Source organism: Capilliphycus salinus ALCB114379 (assembly GCF_047276495.1).
Taxonomy (GTDB): domain Bacteria; phylum Cyanobacteriota; class Cyanobacteriia; order Cyanobacteriales; family Microcoleaceae; genus Capilliphycus; species Capilliphycus salinus.
Window position 1 is genome coordinate 4420422 of the sequence record NZ_CP178543.1, and the last position, 19940, is coordinate 4440361.

Here is a 19940-nt window from a genome sequence, read left to right on the forward strand (position 1 = left end):
TGGTAATACCTAGGATATTTGGTGCGATGACGTGGCTTGTTTGTAAAGCGAACAATTTTTAAAGGGGTTACTCAATTTATTTTTGAACTCCTATGAGCGATCGCATTTTTTCTTAAGCGTTGATGCGATCGCTTTCTCAGACGTTTTCTATTTTTTATCAGGCTCCTATGGACTCGGTTAAAATAGCTGAGATTGGGACCGATCGTCTATTCCCCTAGAGTCAACCTTTACACAACACCCCTTTATGTAAACAACATTTCTTTATATTTTAAAGATTGGGTAAAAGAGATTGACTTGTTTAGAACAGGCTAGTAAAGTTGAGCAAAATGCTAGGGATAAAACTCTCTCGGTTCACAAAAAATTAAATTTGTTGTTCAAGTCATCACAGTTAAGTTTACACAGCGAAAGTCAATCAAAGTTTACAGTTGTTTACAATATTCAGGGGTGAATACCGATGAAAATCATCAAGTTAATCACGGTTACAGCGTTAACAGTTGGGGCTGTTTTTGGTGCTGTTGTTGAGTCAGTAAATGCAGTTACCAAAACTGGTAATAGAGGAACGGGAGGTAGAAGCGATCAAGTTGGAGTCCAGTATGAATTTTCTATATTTTCTACAGATGATGATGGAAACACTATTCCAGATGATGATGGTGATCCTGTAAATAGTAGTGGAACTTTCTTAAATGCAATCCTAGACTTTAAAGCTGAGTTTGATAATCTTGGCACTCTTATTGATTTTGAGGATTTTCACATAGCCGATGCTTCTTTAAATTTAAAAGCCAGCTTAATTAATGCCGGAGAAACTATTTTCCTTCCCGATGGTGTTCCGGTATTTGATGCTTTTGATAAGACCAATCCTTTGATTGCGGAGACTAATCGAATCGAATACATTCTGTACGGTGGTCAATTAGAAAGTCAAGGGATTTCTGAACTGGCTTTGATTATTAAAGAGGTTGACAATTTAGTTGACGACTCTTACGACTTCTTTTTCGAGGATCTTGAGAGTTTAAATACTCCAACGAAGCGAATAATGGCAGTTAACTCTCTGGATTATATAATCGAGAATCAATTGTTAGGAAAAATTAATGAAATCCGTGTTAGTGGGCTATCCTCAACAGAAGTGGTTCTAGGGGATGAACAATCTGATTTTGTAGAAAGTAATTCTGAGAAAACTTATCAAACGATTCCCGAATCTAACACTTGTAGCAGTTTGTTGATATTGGGAGTTTTAGGCGTAGGTTGGGGATTAAAGCGTAGATTTCAGGTAAATTAATAAATTTTTACATCGAGACTGGGGGGAAACGGATAAGAACATTACTAACCCATTGATCCAAAATCTGTTTCCTCAAGCATTAAATTAACTCTAAAACTCCCCAAGTTGAACTATCCGTTTCAATATTCATTTGAAGTGCTGTTGACTTTTTGGGCGAAAAGCTTCATAAAAGAGGTGTCTGCTCTCTTTTATGCTCACCTGTTACAGTGCATCCATGTTCAATAATCTTATTCAATCATTCCCTAGCTGCTTGAGTGGGGCAAGTCTTCTTAGTATTCTGTTGGCTTCCTTCCCCACACCAGCACAAATTGTCCCCGATAACACCCTCCCCCAAAACTCTGTTGTTACTCCCCAAGGTAATATCGTGCAGATAGAGGGAGGAACCCGAAACGGAAACAATCTTTTTCATAGTTTTGAGCGATTTTCTGTCCGGATGGGGGAAACTGCTTTTTTTAATAATTCTGTTGAAGTTCAAAATATTTTCTCTCGCGTTACAGGGGGTTCAATTTCTGAGATAGATGGGGTTTTAAGAGCCAATGGAGTTGCAAATTTATTTTTAATTAACCCGAATGGGATTATTTTTGGTGAAAATGCCTCTCTTGATATTGGAGGTTCATTTTTGGCGACGAGTGCAGATAGTATCATTTTCGCTAATTGGAGTGAATTTAGCGCGACTGACCCCAATAGTCCACCCCTGTTAACTATAAATATTCCTATTGGTTTAGGGTTTCGAGAAAATCCCGGTCGAATTGTTAACCGTTCTTTTACTTCTATTGTAGAAGTTGATGACACAGGAGTTGAATTTGAGACATTTATCGGTTTGCAAGTTCCACCCGAAAAAACTTTAGCTCTTGTGGGAGGAGAAGTGAGTCTAGAAGGTGGAATTCTGACTACATCAGGAGGACGAGTTGAACTTGGAAGCGTAGCAGGAAATAGCTTTGTTAGCCTCACGCCTGTACGCGAAGGATTTGCATTGAGTTATGAAGCTGTACAGAACTTTCAAGATATTAGTCTATCTAACTTCGCTTCTGTAGATACGAGTGGGGAACAAGGAGGAGCTATTCAAATACAGGGAAGGCGCACGATCTTTTCTGAAAATTCTGTCGTTCTTTCGTCTACCTTTGGTTCTGAAACTGGAGGAGATTTAGTTATAAAAGCTTCTGAATCTGTAGAAATGTTTGGGGGTGAAGTTTTGTTAGCAACTGAAACGACTGGAAGTGGAAATGGCGGAAATCTCATCATAGAAACTCCAAGGTTAACTCTTCAAGATGGGGCTTTTATCACCACACAAGCGAATACTGAGTTTCCCGCACAACCCGGAAATTTAACGGTCATCGCCTCTGATTTTGTACAACTTAGACGAACTGACGCATCTTTACCCCTGATTTCCACAGATGTTTCTGATAATGGAACGGGCGAGGGAAGAATTTTAACCCTAAAAACTGAGCAATTGATTGTTGAAGGTGGGGCGCAAGTCGCCGCTAATACTCTTGGGGCAGGGCGAGGAACCGACTTAATTATTGATGCTTCTAATATTGAATTAAAAGGTGCTTTTATTGATCTTGATTCAGATCTATTTGAACCGAGTGGTTTATTAGCTAGAGTTCAAGAACAAGCAACAGGTGATGGTGGAACATTAACTATTAACACAGAAAGATTAGTTGTTAGCGATGGAGCGCAGATACTGACCGAAACATTGGGGTCGGGTAATGCAGGAGATTTAATTGTCAAGGCTTCCTCAGTCGAATTAACGGGTGGAATAAATAACCCCAGTGCCATTTTTGCTGGAGTAGGACAAACCCCAACCAGTACAGGGAATAGTGGAAATTTGACCCTTAATACTAATCAATTCATTGTTAGAGATGGAGCGCAAATTGGAACGACTGCTCAGAATACTGGACGAGGAGGAACCACAACGATTAATGCTGCAAATTCCATTATCTTGAGCGGAACAGCATTAGTATCTGAACCGACAGAAACTCAGAGAAGTGGTATTTTTGTTTCTGCCGAGCCTGCATTTGAAGATGAATCAGGTAATTTAATTATTACAACTGCTGATGCTGGAGAATTAATTATAAATACCCCGGAATTAATTGTTGAAAATGGGGCGAGAATATCTGCTGATAACTTTGGTACGGGTGGGGGAAGTAATGTTAACTTAAACGTTAATCGGTTAATTATTCGAGATGGGGGGCAAATTGGGGCGGGTTCTCTATTAGGCGAAAATCCTATAGATAATGAACGTGGCCCTGGCGGAACGTTAACGGTTAATGCTTCCGAGTCTGTAGAAATTACGGGTACAGATACAATCGGTTCAACTGTTGAAAATAGTCGCTTATTTACGTTAGCAGAAGGAACGGGAAACGCAGGAAACTTAAGCATTTTTACACCTAATTTAACCGTTGCAAATGGCGGAGAAGTTAATGTGAGTGCGTCGGGAACGGGAGAAGCCGGAAATTTAACCGTTGGGGCGAATTCAATTCGTCTGGATAACGCCAGTCTGAGAGCAGAAACCCGCCTGGGAACTCAAGGAAATATTACGATTAATTCCCCCGATATTCAACTGCGTCGGGGGAGCAAAATTACGACAAATTCCTTAGAAACTGGAACGGGCGGAAATATTACGATTAATAGTAATCAGTTAGTTGCGATTGAAAATAGCGATATTTCAGGGAACGCTCAAGCGGGGTTGGGCGGTCAAGTTGTGATTAATGCGGATGCCGTTTTTGGGACTCAATTCCGTACTCAACAAACCAATTCTAGCGATATTACAGCCACCTCAGAACTTGGTGCAGAATTTAGCGGAACGGTTGAATTAAACAACGAAATTGACCCCGCTCAAGGATTAGTAGAACTTCCTCAAACTGTTGTCGATCCGGCGGTATTAATTGCTCAAGATCCCTGTAAAAAAGGAGAAGAAAGCGAATTTGTGATTACAGGTCGGGGGGGATTACCGCCCAGTCCTCAGGAAAGTGTACGCAGTGAAGAAACTTTTGTTTCTCTAATAGAATTACCTCCAAAAGTTGAGTCTCGCCACAATAATTTACGCTCTCACAATCACTCAAATTATTCCCCAACCCCCAATCAACCCGTTTCTAGTTTAGATATTATTCCCGCTAGGGGATGGATTCGTAATCAAAAAGGAGAGGTCATTCTTGTTAGTTACGATCCCCATAAAATAGGGATTCAACGTCAGCAACACCGTTTAATTCAATGTCAGTTTTAAATCCTATTTTATCTCCTGATGAAATCGGGTAAAATCTAGGGTAAGCTACGTTTTCCCCCCGGACTTCATGCACTCGAAAGGAAAGAGTGCGATAGATGTACGCCAATTAACTGATTATATCTCCCTTAAAAATTGTTGGACAACCTCGCAGCAATTAAGGCAATTAGCCCGAGTAAACCTAGCGACCGACGAAAATAGTTAACGCCATCAAATAACTCCTGCCACGCCCAAGTAAACAAAGATCCAAAAGCGATCGCATTCAGACCCGTATGTAGATAGCCACTGGGAACAATGAATTGAAGTACAGTTGTGATAATTCCCACTATAATGGGCAAATTTGGGGGTTGGGCAATAACAATGTTGCCCTCGCTATCACGGAAAGTTTTATCGAATAAGTTATTGTCCATGAATCGTCCCATCAACTCTTTTTTCCACATCCAAGTCTACTTGGCTTTGTCGGGTTTTACCCTCCCTCTTTAGTCGTAACTGGGGGTTGAGGGGAAGGCGATGAATTTATTAATTGTCGATTATTCTAGCAATACTTACACCGGAAATGACGCGGGAATTACCAGTCAGGGTAATGATAGCCTTGCTATAGTTTTAAAACATCTTGATGATATTTTAGTAAAGTCATGCTATGACTGACACTAATATAGGTGATATTAAACGCTTGCAGTTCTTGATAGACTAACTCTTCATTCTTTAGATCTAAAGCGCTGGTTGCTTCGTCTAAAACTGCGTAATCAGGTTGATACAGAAATAAACGCGCAAAAGCCAAACGCTGTTGTTCTCCCGTAGATAATATTTTACTCCAATCTGCAATTTTATTCAATCCTTCCCATTCTTCTATTAAGTTTGAAAGATTGACTTTTTGCAAAAGATGATATAACTTTTCATCGGCAATTTCTCGTTCAGTTTGAGGATAAAGTAATTGATGACGCAAAGAACTTGAAAACACATAAGGACGTTGAGGTAAGAATAAAATATCTGAGCGTTTGGGTCTAAAAATAACTCCCGATCCGGATTTCCATAAACCAGAAATTGCTCGTAAAAGAGAACTTTTCCCCACTCCACTCGCTCCAATAATCAGCAGATTTTCGCCAGAAGAAACAGAAAAAGATAAATTTTTGATAATTGTTCTTTGATGATCGGGGGTTTGTAAAGTCAGGTTTTCACAAGCAATGCGATCGCTTTCAATAATTTCAATTGTTGTCTTCTCGAAGTTGAAAGTATTGGCTTTTATTATCGTTTGTTTTAATTGGTATAAACGGTTAATTGTCGCCCCTAAAACGCTGAGTTTATCCAGTTGAGCGATCATTAACGTTAAAGCAATTAAAATGGTTTTAAATGCAGTTCCTGCTTGGGTCACAACTCCAACTTCTAGTTCTCCAGAAACGATTTTAGGAGCTAAAATTAAACCCGGAACGATAAAGGTTAAATATTGATAGCTGTTTTGAAAAAGGTTCAGATAAAGTTGCCATTTAATTAATTTTTTAAAGTTGGTAAAAACCAGCTTAAATCGATTCAAAACTTGATTAAATTCTTGGTTTTGACCTTGATAAAAAGCAATCGATTCTGCTTGTTCTCGAATATGAATCAATCCGTAACGTAAGTCCGCTTCTCTTTGCAGTTGCTCAAGGTTTATCCCGACTAAAATTCTGCCAAAAAATAACGTTGCAAATAGAGTACCGATCAGCGAATAACTCACCAAGAAAGTCATCAAAAACTGCGAAATTGTCCAGAGTGTTCCTGTAAAGGCGATGAGTTGGAGAACAGAATCAAGTAAAATCGAGAAGAAAATTATTGACTGTTGAGTGAAGGTTTTAATATCTTCTGATATTCTTTGATCGGGATTATCAATCTCCGAATATTCGCTAATGTAATAAAATGTCGAGTTTTCCAGATAGGAATTAAGAAAGTAATGGGTTAGCCATCGTCGCCAATAAAGGCTTAATTTGGCTTGACAATATACTTTGAATGAACCGCAAAGGGTACCGATAACGATCACCCCGACAAAAATGAGCAGTGCTTGTTGAAAACGTTGGGTATCTTGGGCGACCAGCGCCGATGTAATTTCTCCTAAAAAAATGGCGACAGCAACCAACAAACCCGAGACAATTATCGATAAAATTATAATCACAACCAAAAGGAAGATAGCACCCCATTTTTCTGAGGATAACCAGTATAGATGAGCCACCGACCACAATTTTTTTAAGAGTTTTAAGTTGATTTTTTTCATATTTAATGTTAAAATTTAGAGCCGGAAGAATAATATTTATCGGAATCGATTAAACGCCAATTGAAGTTTTCTGATAGTTCTAACACTTGTTGATGATATTTTAAAAGGGTAGAACGATGACCGACACTGATTAAGTTGATAGTCGTTTTTTGCAAATATTGATAGAGTAATTCTTCGTTTTCTTCGTCTAATGCACTGGTGGCTTCATCTAAGATAGCAAATTGAGGTTTATGTAATAGTAACCTCGCAAAAGCTAGGCGTTGTTGTTCTCCGAGTGAAAGCACCTGTGACCATTTTATAACGGAGTCTAACCCGCCAAATTGATCGGAAATATTTGGTAAGTTAACCTGTTTGAGAACATCAAGTAATTGTTTATCGTTATAGTGAGTTTCTGAATGAGGATAGAGAAGTTGTTGACGCAAAGACCCTAAAATCATATAGGGACGTTGGGGAAGAAAAAACATTTGTTCTCGTTGGGGTCGGGTGATTTTTCCTTCTCCTGAAGTCCATAAACCAGCGATCGCACGCAATAAAGAACTTTTTCCGACTCCACTCGCTCCGGTAATTAATAAAGATTGGTTTGATTGAATAATTAGGGATAAGTTTTGAATTAAAATCTTTTGATGATCTGGAGTTTTTAAGATAATATTTTCGAGTTTAAACTGTTGACTTTCTTGGACTTGTATGGTTGTCTGTGTGGGAAGTTTATCGGAAGTATTGAGCGCTTGGTGTAAAATAAATAAACGGGTCGTTGAAGCGGCTAAAGCGCTTAATTGTTGTAATTCATTAATAATCAGACTGAGTGCAAACCAAATCCGACCAAATGCAGATTCAGACTGAGCAATTACCCCAATTTCTAATTGTCCTGATAAAATACTCGGCGCTAAAATAATCGCGGGTAAAATAAAAGTGATATATTGTAGGCTATTTTGAAATAAGCTGAGATTAAATTCCCATTTAATTAATCGACTAAAATTTTGATAAACTTGTAAGAATCGATCATGTAATCCTTGGGATGCTTGAGATTGACCTTGATACAGTGCGATCGCTTCAGCATGATCTTGAAGATGTACTAAACCATAGCGGAGTTCGGCTTCTTTTTGAAGTTGAACGTAATTAATTTTGGCTAAACTCCGAGCAAAAACAACGGTAGCAATTAACGTCCCGACCAAAGCATACAAAACTAAAAATAGAGTTAAAAAATGAGAGATTGACCACAACAAGCCGATAAAGAAAATCAGTTGTATGACCGCATTAAAGATTAAAACAAAAAAATAGAGTGATTGTTGAGTAAAAGCGCGAATATCTTCCGAAATTCGTTGGTCGGGGTTGTCAATTTCCGAGTTGCTATTCAGATGATAAAAGGCTTGATGGTCTAAATATCGTTCTAAAAAGTTGCGGGTCATCCAACGGCGCCAATGTAGGCTTAAATTGCTTTGAATGTAGTTGTTGAATGCGAGACTGGGAACGCCGATTAAAATTAAACCTAAAAACAGTAAGGTTGCTTGTAAAAATCGACTGTAATTTTGCTCCGCAAGACCCGATAAAATTTCCCCTCTTTGTAAGGTTTCTAAAACCAGAAAACCACTGCTTATAATAGATAAAAAAATGAGCAGTAACAGCCAAAGTCTGGCTTTTCTTTTCTCTCTAGAAAACCAATAGGGTTTGGCAATTAACCCGAATTGCTGCCAAAATTGAGTGTTGAACTGATAATTCATCTAAAAAGTAACTCGGTAATTAAAACTAAGGGTTCGACCCCGACCCGGACGACGGTTATCATTACTGGTTCCTCCTAAAACTTGCGACTCAACGGGGAAATAAAAGTTATCAAAAATATTTTCAACTCCGATATTCAGTGACCCGGGGCCAATTTTAATACTGCTAATAAAATCGACAACGGTATAACTCTCGACGGGAGAGGAATCGATATCATCATCAAAGGCTCTTTCGCGATCGCCAACCACGATTAATTGCAAGCGATTAAACCAACCTTGTATAAATTCACTTTCCACATAAGCCGTGACTTTTAAAGGTGAAATTTCTGTGCTGGTAATTGCCAAATAATTTCCGTCATCTTCCACATCAACTTCCCCTTCTTGCCAACTCACCGTTCCCCCCAAACTGAACCGATTAAAAGGTTGCCAATCAACGGTTGCTTCCACCCCATAAATGCGTCTGGGAGCGCGTACAGGTAAGAATAAACCATCACCCCGGTCAACAGAAACGACCCCAAATTGTGAATCATTATAAAAACCCGCGATTGAAAAATCAAACCTTGACCAAGTTCCTCGCACTCCGAGTTCATAATTGCTCACTTTCTGAGGTTGGAGTTGGTCAACGTCTTCAGAAATTGAAAATCCTTCTTCTGGAAAAGTCAGTAAGTCGCTAAATCGCTGCAAGGAAAATCCTTGAGAAAAGTTAACAAAAATATTAAATTGATCGGTGATTTTATAAACTGTACCCACGTTAAAAACAACGTTATTAAAGTTTAAATCGCCGCCTTCAACGTCCACCTCCTCAAAGCTGGTATAATCGGGAATACTCACGTCAAAACTTGAATAACGCGCACCGCCATTAATCACCCAATCATCGCCGAGTTCCCACTTAAATTGACCAAAAATCCCTAATTCTCCAATGGTGTATTCCGGGATAAATGTTCGCTCCTCAATTTTGCGAATCACTCGACCGCCACTTTCGTCAAACTCGTCTGCATCGATAATATCATAGGTATTACTGGGTCTATCGTGTTTATAATCTGCTCCCCAAAATAAACTTGCTCCGGTAAATAAAGGGGTATTAATTTGTAGACGTCCGCCCCAATTTTCTACATCAATTTGACTGACATAAACCTCTTGCAACAAGACCCGACCATCTTGAACCCCCTGGGATTCGGGTTTAGATGTGTAGTAAGCTTGAGCCTGAACTTGACTGCCAAAAAATAAGTTATCGTGGCTGTAAACAAGGTTCAATAAAGTATTGCGATTAAACGCCGGATTCGTACCAATAAAATCTTGATCGCCGACTTCTATCGCTCTGGCTTTGCTGGTTCCTGCTGGAAGATCGTTAACGCTTTGATCGAGAATTAAATTATTCTCTACTCGTTCATTATCGTAATAGTTAAAGGTAAAAGTCAGCCGCTGCTGTTCGGTGAAATATACTCCCAAACTGGCTAAAACGTTAAAGGCTTCGCTTAGGTCGAGGGGACGAAAATTAAAAATCGGATCTCCTTCGCCATCATAATAGGTTTCTGTTCGCTCCCGGGAAAAATTCACCCGAAAACCGACCTTTGGCGAAATGGCTCCCGATAGTGAATATTCCATCACATTTCCGTCACTATCTCCCTCAAAAAACGAATTATCCGCCCCGGAAAGATCGACTCCAAGCCTGATATTTGTAACTGGTTCTTCTGTGGGTTGTCGGGTAATAAAGTTAATGGTTCCGCCGGTTGCTTCCGAACCGTAAACGGCGTTTGGTCCGCGTATAACTTCTATCCGTTCAATCGCATCGGGGGAAATATTTAAAAACGAACCTCGAATTCCGTTAGAATCAATCGGTACACCATCAATTAAATAAGAAGGCGGACGTCCTCGCAAGGTTCCATTTTGGTTTCGCTGTAAATCGGGGGGCGAAAATCCGGGAACTTCCCGAGCGAGAATTTCTCTTAAATTAATCGATAAATTTCGTTGCTGTTCGATTTCTTCTCGTTCAATAATGGTAATAGATCGGGAAATATCATCGGGGTTTTCTTCGGTTCGGGTGGCGGTAACGGTAATTTGAATAACTTCTTCGGGAGTAACGCTTAAAACTAAACCCGCATCGCTCGGATTAACGTTGACAACCGGAATGGCATCTTGTCCAACAATAATCACTTGAACCCGATTGTTAGCGATTTGTTGGACTCGCACGGAAATAATTCCTGTAGCCGGATTTTCGGCTTGAAAATCTCCCCCACTGGGCAAAGCTAAAACGGCGTTTGAAACTTCGGTTGTTAAGGTATTTCCGTCAATAGAAGTTGAGGTTTGCAGTGGTGCTGGATTGGCTGTTTGTAAAACAATATCTACGCCTCCGGGTTTGGGATTTAAACTCACTCCGGTAATTTCTACAACTTCTGATTCGGCTTGGGTAACTTCAACACTTTCAGGGGGAGGGGGAGAGAATTCGGAAAACAAATATTTGGCTTCTGTTAAAGGTTCTTCTATCTCTTGCAGGGTTGAAATTTCTGAGATTTCTGGTTCATATAAACTAATTGTTACCGGGGAATTTTGTGTTGATGAGATGATAGGTTGTTCTGAGACTTGTTGAGGTTGGGATTGGCAGTCATTTGTTGTTTCCTCAGTTGAAACATCGCTTTCTTCTAGTAAACAAGTGGACTCAGCAATAGCAACGGGTGTGACTCCCATAGTCATCAAGATAGTCAAGACCAATGACAGGTAATTTTCATCGAATTTCATTAGAAAAACTTGAGGCTGCTAAGTCCACAAAACTAACGCTAACAATGGATTTGAAGAAAAAGTTTGGAGAGAAAATAGAGTTTTATTTGCTCGGAAAATTCTATATCTCCCAAGGAAAAGATTTAAAGTTTAGAACTGTACGGTAATGATACGACTGGATAAAGATTCGGGGGTTTGATTGACCACTGCGGCTAATACCTCGCCGCCGGCTGTTGAAATTTCTGTGTATCTTATCGTACCTGCGGCATTAAATAGAGAAGGGAGACTAAACACACCTTGTTCTGCTAAATCAGCCAAACCTAAATCAAAAGGTAACCTCTCTAAGGTGTCTTCAATATTAATACTTTCCTCACTAAAGGTCAGGTTTCCTGCGGTTAATCCTCCGGCTAATCCAATCGAATCTGTGTTGTCAAAATCCAGAATAAAATCTCCAAATTCATTGGATGCTCCCGCCCCTTCTGAACTCAAAACAAACACATCTGCACCTTCATTTCCGATTAAATAATCTTCCCCTTTATCACCAGAAAGGGTATCATTTCCGATGCCACCAACTAAAGCATCTTCCTCTTGACCTCCGAATAATAAATCATTGCCATCGCCGCCATCGAGGTTATCCAACCCTTTGTTCCCATACAGGGTGTCATTGGCTTGCTGTCCAAACAGTTCATCTTCCCCTTGGCCTCCAAACAGGGTGTCATTCCCCCCACTGCCGGATAGGGTGTCCCGGTCTTCATTTCCATTCATCAAGTCGTTACCCGTTGACCCCGTTACGCTGTCATTCCCTGCCAAAGCCACCAAACCTCCAGGCGAGTTGGCAAGCTGTCCGGGAAAGACGGTGAAAATATCGGGGCCTGTCGTCAGTTGGAAAACGTTGCTGGATGGATCAAAGCTACTGCTCATGGGTAAGAATTTTTCTCAATTAACAAAACAGGTTAGATTATAGCGGACTCGATTGGATTAGCCATAAAAAGGGATTTATGGTTGGTTGCGGCATGACTGGAGTAATGATTATCCTTGAGTATAGATAAGATTTAATCTTTTTAACAGAATTGACCGGGCGGGACTTTCTCCGAATCCTGAGCAACTATTCTCAAATGATCTGAAAAGCTAATTGCTGTTCAGTCTCATCTAGCAAGAGGAGTTTTGATCAACATAGGAGTCGGTCAGAATTGATGGAGAGTCGCTCTTAACCCAACAGTTCGGTTTCGGGTCAATGGCGATCGACCGTTAAAATTCAGTCCAAGCTTGAATTTGAGCCGCTTTTCGCCAGTCAGAGAAAACCCGGAACGGTTGACTTGACTCAGCAAGGATAGAGTTTAGCGATTCTTGCGGATCTTGTCAACTGCTAGTAAATCTTAAATTCTTATTGATAAGACTTTTCATCTATTGGAGATCGTGGTATAACGTTAGGCATCTGTTAGCAGTTTCATTGTCTACCTCAAAAACCGAATTCCATGCAAGTTAGTCGTTTTGTACAAGACGCAGGCATTGTGGCTTGGCCGTTGCTGGTGTTTTCAGTGGTGGCGATCGCCCTGGTGATCGAGCGGGGTTTTTTTTGGTTTCGCATTTGGCAGCGCCAGAGTCAAGTCGTGCGAGAAGCCCTCAAACTCTACAAGTCCTTTCCCCAACAGGCGATCGACCTTTTGCAACTCAATGCCGATCTTCCGATCGCGAGAATTTTTCTCGAAGCCCTCGAACTTGAAGATCCCAACCCCGAAGAATTTCGGATCGCGATCGAAAGTGCAGCCCAAGCCGAAATTCCCGTTTTGCGGCGCTTTAATACAGTATTTGACACCATTATTGCCGTTTCTCCGTTGTTAGGATTACTCGGAACCGTGTTAGGACTAATTACCGCCTTTTCTTCGCTGCGAATTGGCGATATTGGAGGCAGCAGCAGCACGGGCGTAACGGGAGGGATTAGCGAAGCTTTGGCATCTACAGTAATCGGGTTGGTCGTAGCTATTTTTACGGTATTATTTGCGAATACCTTTAGAGGCTTTTATAAACGACAAATTGCCCTGATTCAAGAATACGGAGGTCAACTCGAACTGTTGTATCGTCGCAAATATGAATATGATAAACTGCGAGATAATGCCCTGGTTCATAAAGCCTAATTTAGACAAATTAAAAATGTTGTCCGTCTGAATAATAAGCGAAATTATGATTAATCTCATCGATGAAGACCTAGATACTCCGGCAGAAATTAACATCGTGCCAATGATTGATGTCATTTTCTCAATTTTGGCATTTTTTATCATTTCCACCCTGTTTTTAACCCGTTCCGAAGGATTACCCGTTAACCTGCCGAAAGCCTCAACTTCTCAACAACAAAAAACCGAGCAAATCGCCATCACCATTGACAGCGAGGGAGAAGTTGCCCTCAATCGCGAAAGCATAGAAATAGAACAACTCGAAAATTCATTGCGACAACTCATCCCCAACAATGACAGTCGAATTGTAATTTTAAATGCCGATGAAGCGGTTAATCACGGAACCGTTGTAGAAGTCATGGATCAAATTCGGCGAGTCGAAGGGGCAAAACTCGCGATCGCCACCAAAAAACCCGATTCCGAATAAAATCCGGGTTAAAAATTACAAGTTCCTCTGAATCGTTTGGGAAATTTTTCAGTTATGAGTCTCTCAGAAACCTGCCTAGAACAGCGAGATAAAGACGAGCAAAAAGTCAAACTCTGGATCGTCGGAGGTCTAGTGGCATCGGCTGTAATTCACGGCGGAATTTTTGCTTTGGCGTTGAACGGTTTTCTGGATAGAGAAATTGAAATAGCTGAAGAAGATGCTATCGAATTTATCGTCATAGAAGAAGAGGTTATCGAAGAAGAAGAAATTGAACCCGAACCCGAAGAAATCGTTGAAGAACCCGAACCCATTCCCGAAGAAATTCCCGAAGAAATCGTTGAAGAACCCGAACCCATTCCCGAAGAAATTCCCGAAGAAATTGTTGAAGAATTCGCCCCGGTAGAACCTCCCCTCGAACAGGCGGAAACCGAATCGCTGCAACCCGCCCCGCCTGCGCCCCAGAGTCTTCCCGAACCCATTGCCGAACCCATTGCAGAACAACCGCCCCCCGAACCCGCACCCCTCGCACCGCCCGAACCGGAACCGATCGCCGAAGAACCGCCCCCCGAACCCGCACCCGCAGCGGAACCCGCCCCCGACCCTTTGGCGGCAACGTCCGAGGAACCTGTGAGCGAACCGGAACCCTTGCCGGAAGACTTGCCCCCCGAGCCGATGGCACCCCCCGAACCCCTGGCGGACTCGGCACCCCCGGAACCCCTGGCTTCGGCGGATATTGCCCCGGATGCCCCCATGACCAATCCTCTGGGTGAGTTAGAAGTGGAAACTGGGGCAGCCAACACCCCCGCAGAAACGCCAGACACCAATGATACTGCGGCTTTGGGGGCGGCGGGGGCCGAGCGTTCCCAACCGACTCAAGGCGCCGTCCCTCAGCCCGGAACCTCGGGTTCTCCCACCGGTTTGGAAGGCTCTTTTGCGGGGATTGGTAGCGGTGAAAGTCCCACAGGGGGGCAAACTCCCGGTATTGGAGATCAAGCCTTTGGGGGTTCCCCGTTAGATGGCCGAGGGGGTGAGGCTCCTGGACGCCCCGACGGGGTTGAGGGGGGAACCGGCAACGACACCGGAAATGAGACGGACACGGCTTATGCAGGCGGCGGACGTCTGAGTTGTGTCGATAACTGTCAACCCCGATATCCCAACAGTCTGCGAAATCAAGGTATTGAAGGGACGGTGATTGTCCGAGGTTTGGTAGGGACAGATGGCCGGGTCACTGAACCGGAGATTGTCCAGTCCAGTGGCAACAGCGATCTTGACGAAGCCGCTCTCCAAGCCGCTTCTCAGATGCGGTTTTTGCCTCCCGAAGTCGCAAGACCTTTTCAGCACCAAATTGACTATAAACTTAACTAAAAATTTGCAGTTTATCAAGTTTTTTTTAGCCATGTTTCATTTAATTTACTTATTAACAATTGCACTTTTAGTGGGGGTGTTTCCGGTTAATGCCGCAGAAATTACCACCCCGGATGGAACCCGTTGCGAAGGGGAAGTTAGCAATGGTAAATTAAACGGTAAAGGCGTCTGTGAATATCCCAATGGCGCGAAATATGAGGGGATGTTTGTAGATGGAAAACCCGAAGGGGAAGGGGTTTATACCTTTGCCGATGGGGGACGTTATCAAGGGGATTTTAAAGCGGGTGAATTTGACGGAAAAGGCGTCTGGGAATTTGCCAACGGCGATCGCTATGAAGGGGAAGTTGTAGCGGGTGATTTTCAAGGTCAAGGGGTGTTTATTTCTGCCAATGGTGCGCGTTATGAGGGGGGATTTAACGCCGGAACTCCGAGCGGACAAGGGGTTTATATTACTCCCAATGGCGATCGCTGTGAAGGGGAGGTAAAAGAGGGTCAGCTAAACGGTCAAGGGGTTTGTGAATATGGGACGGGAAACCGTTACGAAGGCGAGTTGGTTAACGGTCGCCGTCAGGGTGAGGGGGTTTATACTTTGGCGAATGGCGATCGCTATGAAGGCGGATTTAATAACGGACAATTTCAGGGAGAAGGCGTTTATATTTATGCGGATGGCGGACGCTATGAAGGCGGATTTAATAACGGACAATTTCACGGTCAGGGCGTGCGAGAATATTCTAATGGGAATCGCTATCAAGGAGAATTTAATAATGGAACACCTGAAGGTCAAGGGGTGTTAACTTTTGCCAATGGAAATCGTTATGAGGGGGAGTTTCAAGACGGTCAAATTAGCGGGGAAGGCGTGTATGTTTTTGCCAACGGCGATCGCTGCGAAGGAGAACTTCAAGCGGGCAATTTTAACGGTCAAGCTGTTTGTAAATATGCCGATGGCGATCAATATCAGGGCGAGTTTAAAGACGGGAAAAAACACGGTAAAGGAACCTATGTTTATGCAGACGGTACCCGTGTAGAGGGAACCTGGGAAAATGGCGAATTTCAGCCATAAGCAATAATTTTGTTGAGTTGATTTTTTAGGGTTTGATTAGATCTCGTCAAATGAATCAATTTTCCTTGCTTAAACAAAAAGACTGTGGTAGACTTACTTAAGAATTTTTCGCAAGAAGCGATCTGTAGGGGCGGGTTCCTCCAAAATTCATGTCTTCCCACAGACAACCTCTATAAACCCGCCCCCTCCCTGCCCAACCCCCCCTGTTTTGCGTTCTGTGTGCCGGCAAGCGAGGACGCTTGCACTACTGTAATTCATCCAATGGCATCGTGCTGTATGTAAACCTTTGACCGTTTCTTAATGACATTTAATTCTAGTTATGAAATCTATCGATGAATTTTTATCAGACCTGTATCGTTTGGATGTCAAACTGTGGGTCGAGGGTGCAGACCAAAAAAGCAATACAGACAAACGGTTGCGCTTCAGTGCGCCAGAAGAAGTATTAACCGATGATTTTATTGCGGAACTAAAGCAACGGAAAAGCGAAATTATCAGCTTTATTAGCGAAGTTCAGCAGTCCGTTCAAAGTCCGTTAGAAGCCATTCAACCCGTCTCGCGCCAGCAAGATTTACCCCTTTCTTTCGCCCAACAGCGACTTTGGTTTTTAGAACAACTTCAACCCGATACAGCAACATTTAATATTCCAACCGCAGTCCGTTTAAGCGGAGAATTAAATATTGGGGTATTTGAACAAACCCTCAATGAAATTATCCGAAGACATGAAATCTTACGCACCAACTTTATTTTAAAAGACGGTCAACCCGTTCAGGTGATTTCCGCCGATACTATTTTAAAATTAGAACAGCTTGACTTACAACACCCAGACAAAAGCGAACGGGAAGCCGAAGTCATTCGTTTAATGACTGAAGAATCACAAAAACCCTTTAATTTAGCCAAAGATTTATTATTAAGAGTTACTTTATTAAAACTGGATAAAGCCGAATTTGTGGTGTTCCTAACCCTACACCATATTATTTCTGATGGCTGGTCAATGGAAATTTTTATCCGCGAACTGGTTAGCATCTATACCGCATTTTGCGAGAAGAAACCCTCACCCTTACCCGAATTATCGATTCAATATGCAGACTTTGCAACTTGGCAACGTCAACGGTTACAGGGAGAATTTTTAGAGAAACAACTCTCCTATTGGAAACAACAATTACCGGGAACATTACCCGTTTTACAACTTCCTACCGATTTTCCTCGCAGCCGAATTCAAAGCTTTCGAGGAGCCAATCAAACCTTTACAATCTCCGATGATTTAACCCAGAAAATCAGAACCATCAGCCAAGCCGAAGGCGCGACACTATTTGTATTCTTATTGGCGGTATATAAAGTCTTACTTTATCGTTATACAGGTTTAGAAAATATTATCGTTGGTTCTCCCGTTGCGAATCGTAACCGCAAAGAAATAGAAGGATTAATCGGCTTTTTTGTCAATACCTTAGTCTTGCGAAGTTCATTAAAAGGAAACCCAACATTTCAAGAATTTTTGCAGCAGGTTAAAAAGAAAACCTGGGAAGCCTACGACCATCAAGACTTACCCTTTGAAAAACTGGTTGAACATCTCCACCCCGAACGAGATCTCAGTTATAATCCCTTATTTCAAGTTAAATTTAGACTCGAAAATGCTCCCCAAACCGATTTTAAATTACCCGGTTTAACCCTAAGCTCTCTCAAACAAACCAACCCAACAGCCAAGCTAGATTTAAGCCTAGATATCTACGAAACCCCATCGGGATTAGTTGGAGGGTTTGAATACAACCGAGATTTATTTAAACCCGAAACAATCTCGCGACTGGTTGAACATTTTCAAACCTTATTAGAAGAAATCGTTAACAACCCAGATAAACGCATTGGCGAGTTATCCCTTTTAACCTCAAAAGAACAGCATCAAATTTTAAAAACCTGGAACAAAACCCAGAAAAACTATACAGACAATTTGTGCTTTCATCATCTGTTTGAAGCACAAGTCGAGAAAACCCCCGATGCTGTTGCTTTAATTTTCCAAGACGAACAATTAACCTATCAAGAACTGAACCGACGCAGCAACCAACTCGCCCATTATTTAATCAAAAAAGGAGTTAAACCCGAAGTAAAAGTCGGGATTTGTGTTGAGCGTTCCTTTGAGATGATTATCGCCCTTTTGGGCGTATTTAAAGCGGGGGGCGCTTACCTTCCCCTCGACTCCAACTATCCACCCGAACGACTCGCTTTTATGGTGGAAGACTCGCAAATTTCAGTTTTATTAACTCAATCTAATTTATCTATTTCTAAAACCTCGGGTTCGGAAGTTATTTGTTTGGATAAAAACTGGAATTCAATCGCTCAAGAACCCGCAGAAAATCCCCAAATTAAAGTTACACCCGACAACCTCGCCTATCTAATTTATACTTCCGGTTCCACAGGGATTCCCAAAGGTGTTTTAATCCCTCACAACGGGTTAGTCAACCTCACAGAAGACAAAATTCGCGTCTGTAAAGTTCGTTCGGATAGCTGCGTTCTTCAGTTCTTTTCCTTTAGCTTTGATGCGTCCATTCCCGAAATTATCATGGCGTTAGCAAGCGGTGGAAAACTTTGTTTGGCGCCCGTAGAAACCTTACTCCCCGGATGGGATTTGTTAACACTTTTACGAGAAAAAAATATTACCCACATTACCATTACCCCCTCCGCATTAGCCGCCACCCCTTTGGAAAATTTACCCGCTTTAGAAATGGTGTTGGTGGGAGGGGAAGCGCCGGGAGTTGATTTGATTAATAATTGGTCAAAAAATCGCCGTTTTATTAACGCTTACGGACCAACAGAAGTAACGGTAAATGCGAGTATGGTTGAGTGTGGAAATGGCTATTCAAATCAACCCACAATTCTCCCGAGTACGAACAAACAGCTTTATGTTTTAGATGCTAATTTACAACCCGTTCCCATTGGGGTTTTAGGTGAACTTTATATCGCGGGTGTGGGTTTGGCGCGAGGCTATTTGAACCAACCCGAAAAAACAGCCCAGACGTTTATTCCCAACCCTTTTTATACTCCACTAGATAACAATAATTCTTCAAATCGTTTGTATAAAACGGGAGATTTAGCCTGTTATTTACCCGATGGGAGTATTAAGTTATTTGGACGGATAGACCATCAAGTTAAAATTCGAGGGTTTCGCATCGAACCCGGAGAGATAGAAGTTCTATTAAATCAGCATCCAAAAGTTAGAAACAGCGTGGTTATCGTTCAAGAAGAACCCGGAAAAGATAAAAGATTGGCGGCTTACTTTGTTTGTGAATCAGAAGTCAATTTAACCTCAAAAGAACTGCGAAATTTCCTCAAAGAAAAGTTGCCAGAATACATGATTCCGAGCAGTTTTGTTGAGTTGGAAACTATCCCCCTAACTCCCAACGGAAAAGTCGATCATCAAGCCCTATCTAAACTCAATCAAGAACCGTTTACCTCGGAAGAATTTGTTCCACCTCGCACCGCAACAGAAGAAATATTAGCTGATATTTTTGCAGAAGTTCTTGAAATTGAACGGGTCGGAATTTATGATGATTTCTTTGAGTTGGGAGGACATTCTTTGCTGGCGACCAAATTAATTGCTCAGTTATTACCTAAATTTCCGGTGAATATAACCGTTGTAGACTTGTTTGAGGCTCCCAACGTTGCGAGTTTGGCGGAACTTTTGCAGAAAAAACAAACCATATCTGAGTTACAAACCCCGATAAAAGTTGAAGATGAGCGAGAAGAAATCGAGTTTTAAC

Annotated in this window: 12 protein-coding genes; 7 read left to right on the top strand and 5 right to left on the bottom strand. The window is 41.9% G+C overall.

Features of this window, described 5'->3' with window-relative positions:
* The first annotated feature begins 454 nt into the window (after positions 1-454).
* Both ACL6C3_RS18135 and ACL6C3_RS18140 read left to right on the top strand, forming a co-directional pair.
* Positions 455-1273 (top strand): hypothetical protein, encoded by an 819-nt coding sequence (locus tag ACL6C3_RS18135; RefSeq protein WP_413160434.1) that lies wholly within the window; start codon positions 455-457, stop codon positions 1271-1273.
* A gap of 214 nt (positions 1274-1487) precedes the next feature.
* Positions 1488-4499 carry a filamentous hemagglutinin N-terminal domain-containing protein gene (locus ACL6C3_RS18140; RefSeq protein ID WP_413160435.1) on the top strand — a complete coding sequence of 1004 codons (3012 nt, stop codon included), beginning with the start codon at positions 1488-1490 and terminating at the stop codon, positions 4497-4499.
* A 125-nt stretch (positions 4500-4624) separates the two neighbouring features.
* Here ACL6C3_RS18140 and ACL6C3_RS18145 read toward each other — a convergent pair whose 3' ends face one another.
* The 5 genes from ACL6C3_RS18145 to ACL6C3_RS18165 form a co-directional block, all read right to left on the bottom strand.
* Positions 4625-4918, bottom strand: a complete 294-nt coding sequence (locus ACL6C3_RS18145) for a hypothetical protein (RefSeq protein ID WP_413160436.1) — start codon at positions 4916-4918, stop codon at positions 4625-4627.
* 173 nt (positions 4919-5091) lie between these two features.
* The gene (locus ACL6C3_RS18150) at positions 5092-6738 is read right to left on the bottom strand and encodes an ABC transporter ATP-binding protein/permease (protein ID WP_413160437.1); all 1647 of its coding nucleotides are present in this window, start codon (positions 6736-6738) and stop codon (positions 5092-5094) included.
* An 8-nt stretch (positions 6739-6746) separates the two neighbouring features.
* Positions 6747-8456: an ABC transporter ATP-binding protein/permease gene (locus ACL6C3_RS18155; protein WP_413160438.1), complete on the bottom strand. Its 1710-nt coding sequence runs from the start codon at positions 8454-8456 to the stop codon at positions 6747-6749.
* Positions 8457-11144 carry a TonB-dependent receptor domain-containing protein gene (locus ACL6C3_RS18160; protein ID WP_413160439.1) on the bottom strand — a complete coding sequence of 896 codons (2688 nt, stop codon included), beginning with the start codon at positions 11142-11144 and terminating at the stop codon, positions 8457-8459.
* A 174-nt stretch (positions 11145-11318) separates the two neighbouring features.
* On the bottom strand, positions 11319-12089 hold the full coding sequence (locus tag ACL6C3_RS18165) for a calcium-binding protein (RefSeq protein ID WP_413160440.1): 771 nt from the start codon (positions 12087-12089) through the stop codon (positions 11319-11321).
* Between the two features lie 554 nt (positions 12090-12643).
* On the opposite strand from ACL6C3_RS18165, the gene ACL6C3_RS18170 reads away from it, so the two are divergent.
* The 5 genes from ACL6C3_RS18170 (at position 12644) to ACL6C3_RS18190 (ending at position 19939) form a co-directional block, all read left to right on the top strand.
* Positions 12644-13303 (top strand): MotA/TolQ/ExbB proton channel family protein, encoded by a 660-nt coding sequence (locus ACL6C3_RS18170; RefSeq protein ID WP_413160441.1) that lies wholly within the window; start codon positions 12644-12646, stop codon positions 13301-13303.
* A 46-nt stretch (positions 13304-13349) separates the two neighbouring features.
* Positions 13350-13766, top strand: coding sequence for an ExbD/TolR family protein (locus ACL6C3_RS18175; protein WP_413160442.1), 417 nt, complete (start codon positions 13350-13352; stop codon positions 13764-13766).
* Positions 13767-13820: 54 nt separating this feature from the next.
* Positions 13821-15131, top strand: coding sequence for an energy transducer TonB (locus tag ACL6C3_RS18180; protein WP_413160443.1), 1311 nt, complete (start codon positions 13821-13823; stop codon positions 15129-15131).
* Positions 15132-15162: 31 nt separating this feature from the next.
* Positions 15163-16191, top strand: a complete 1029-nt coding sequence (locus tag ACL6C3_RS18185) for a hypothetical protein (protein ID WP_413160444.1) — start codon at positions 15163-15165, stop codon at positions 16189-16191.
* 319 nt (positions 16192-16510) lie between these two features.
* The gene (locus tag ACL6C3_RS18190) at positions 16511-19939 is read left to right on the top strand and encodes an amino acid adenylation domain-containing protein (RefSeq protein ID WP_413160445.1); all 3429 of its coding nucleotides are present in this window, start codon (positions 16511-16513) and stop codon (positions 19937-19939) included.
* The last annotated feature ends 1 nt before the right edge of the window (position 19940 follow it).

Coding starts and splice junctions, on each gene's coding strand:
- ACL6C3_RS18135 (WP_413160434.1), top strand. CDS start 455: ATGAAAATCATCAAGTTAATCACGGTTACAGCGTTAACAGTTGGGGCT.
- ACL6C3_RS18140 (WP_413160435.1), top strand. CDS start 1,488: ATGTTCAATAATCTTATTCAATCATTCCCTAGCTGCTTGAGTGGGGCA.
- ACL6C3_RS18145 (WP_413160436.1), bottom strand. CDS start 4,918: ATGGGACGATTCATGGACAATAACTTATTCGATAAAACTTTCCGTGAT.
- ACL6C3_RS18150 (WP_413160437.1), bottom strand. CDS start 6,738: ATGAAAAAAATCAACTTAAAACTCTTAAAAAAATTGTGGTCGGTGGCT.
- ACL6C3_RS18155 (WP_413160438.1), bottom strand. CDS start 8,456: ATGAATTATCAGTTCAACACTCAATTTTGGCAGCAATTCGGGTTAATT.
- ACL6C3_RS18160 (WP_413160439.1), bottom strand. CDS start 11,144: ATGACTATGGGAGTCACACCCGTTGCTATTGCTGAGTCCACTTGTTTA.
- ACL6C3_RS18165 (WP_413160440.1), bottom strand. CDS start 12,089: ATGAGCAGTAGCTTTGATCCATCCAGCAACGTTTTCCAACTGACGACA.
- ACL6C3_RS18170 (WP_413160441.1), top strand. CDS start 12,644: ATGCAAGTTAGTCGTTTTGTACAAGACGCAGGCATTGTGGCTTGGCCG.
- ACL6C3_RS18175 (WP_413160442.1), top strand. CDS start 13,350: ATGATTAATCTCATCGATGAAGACCTAGATACTCCGGCAGAAATTAAC.
- ACL6C3_RS18180 (WP_413160443.1), top strand. CDS start 13,821: ATGAGTCTCTCAGAAACCTGCCTAGAACAGCGAGATAAAGACGAGCAA.
- ACL6C3_RS18185 (WP_413160444.1), top strand. CDS start 15,163: ATGTTTCATTTAATTTACTTATTAACAATTGCACTTTTAGTGGGGGTG.
- ACL6C3_RS18190 (WP_413160445.1), top strand. CDS start 16,511: ATGAAATCTATCGATGAATTTTTATCAGACCTGTATCGTTTGGATGTC.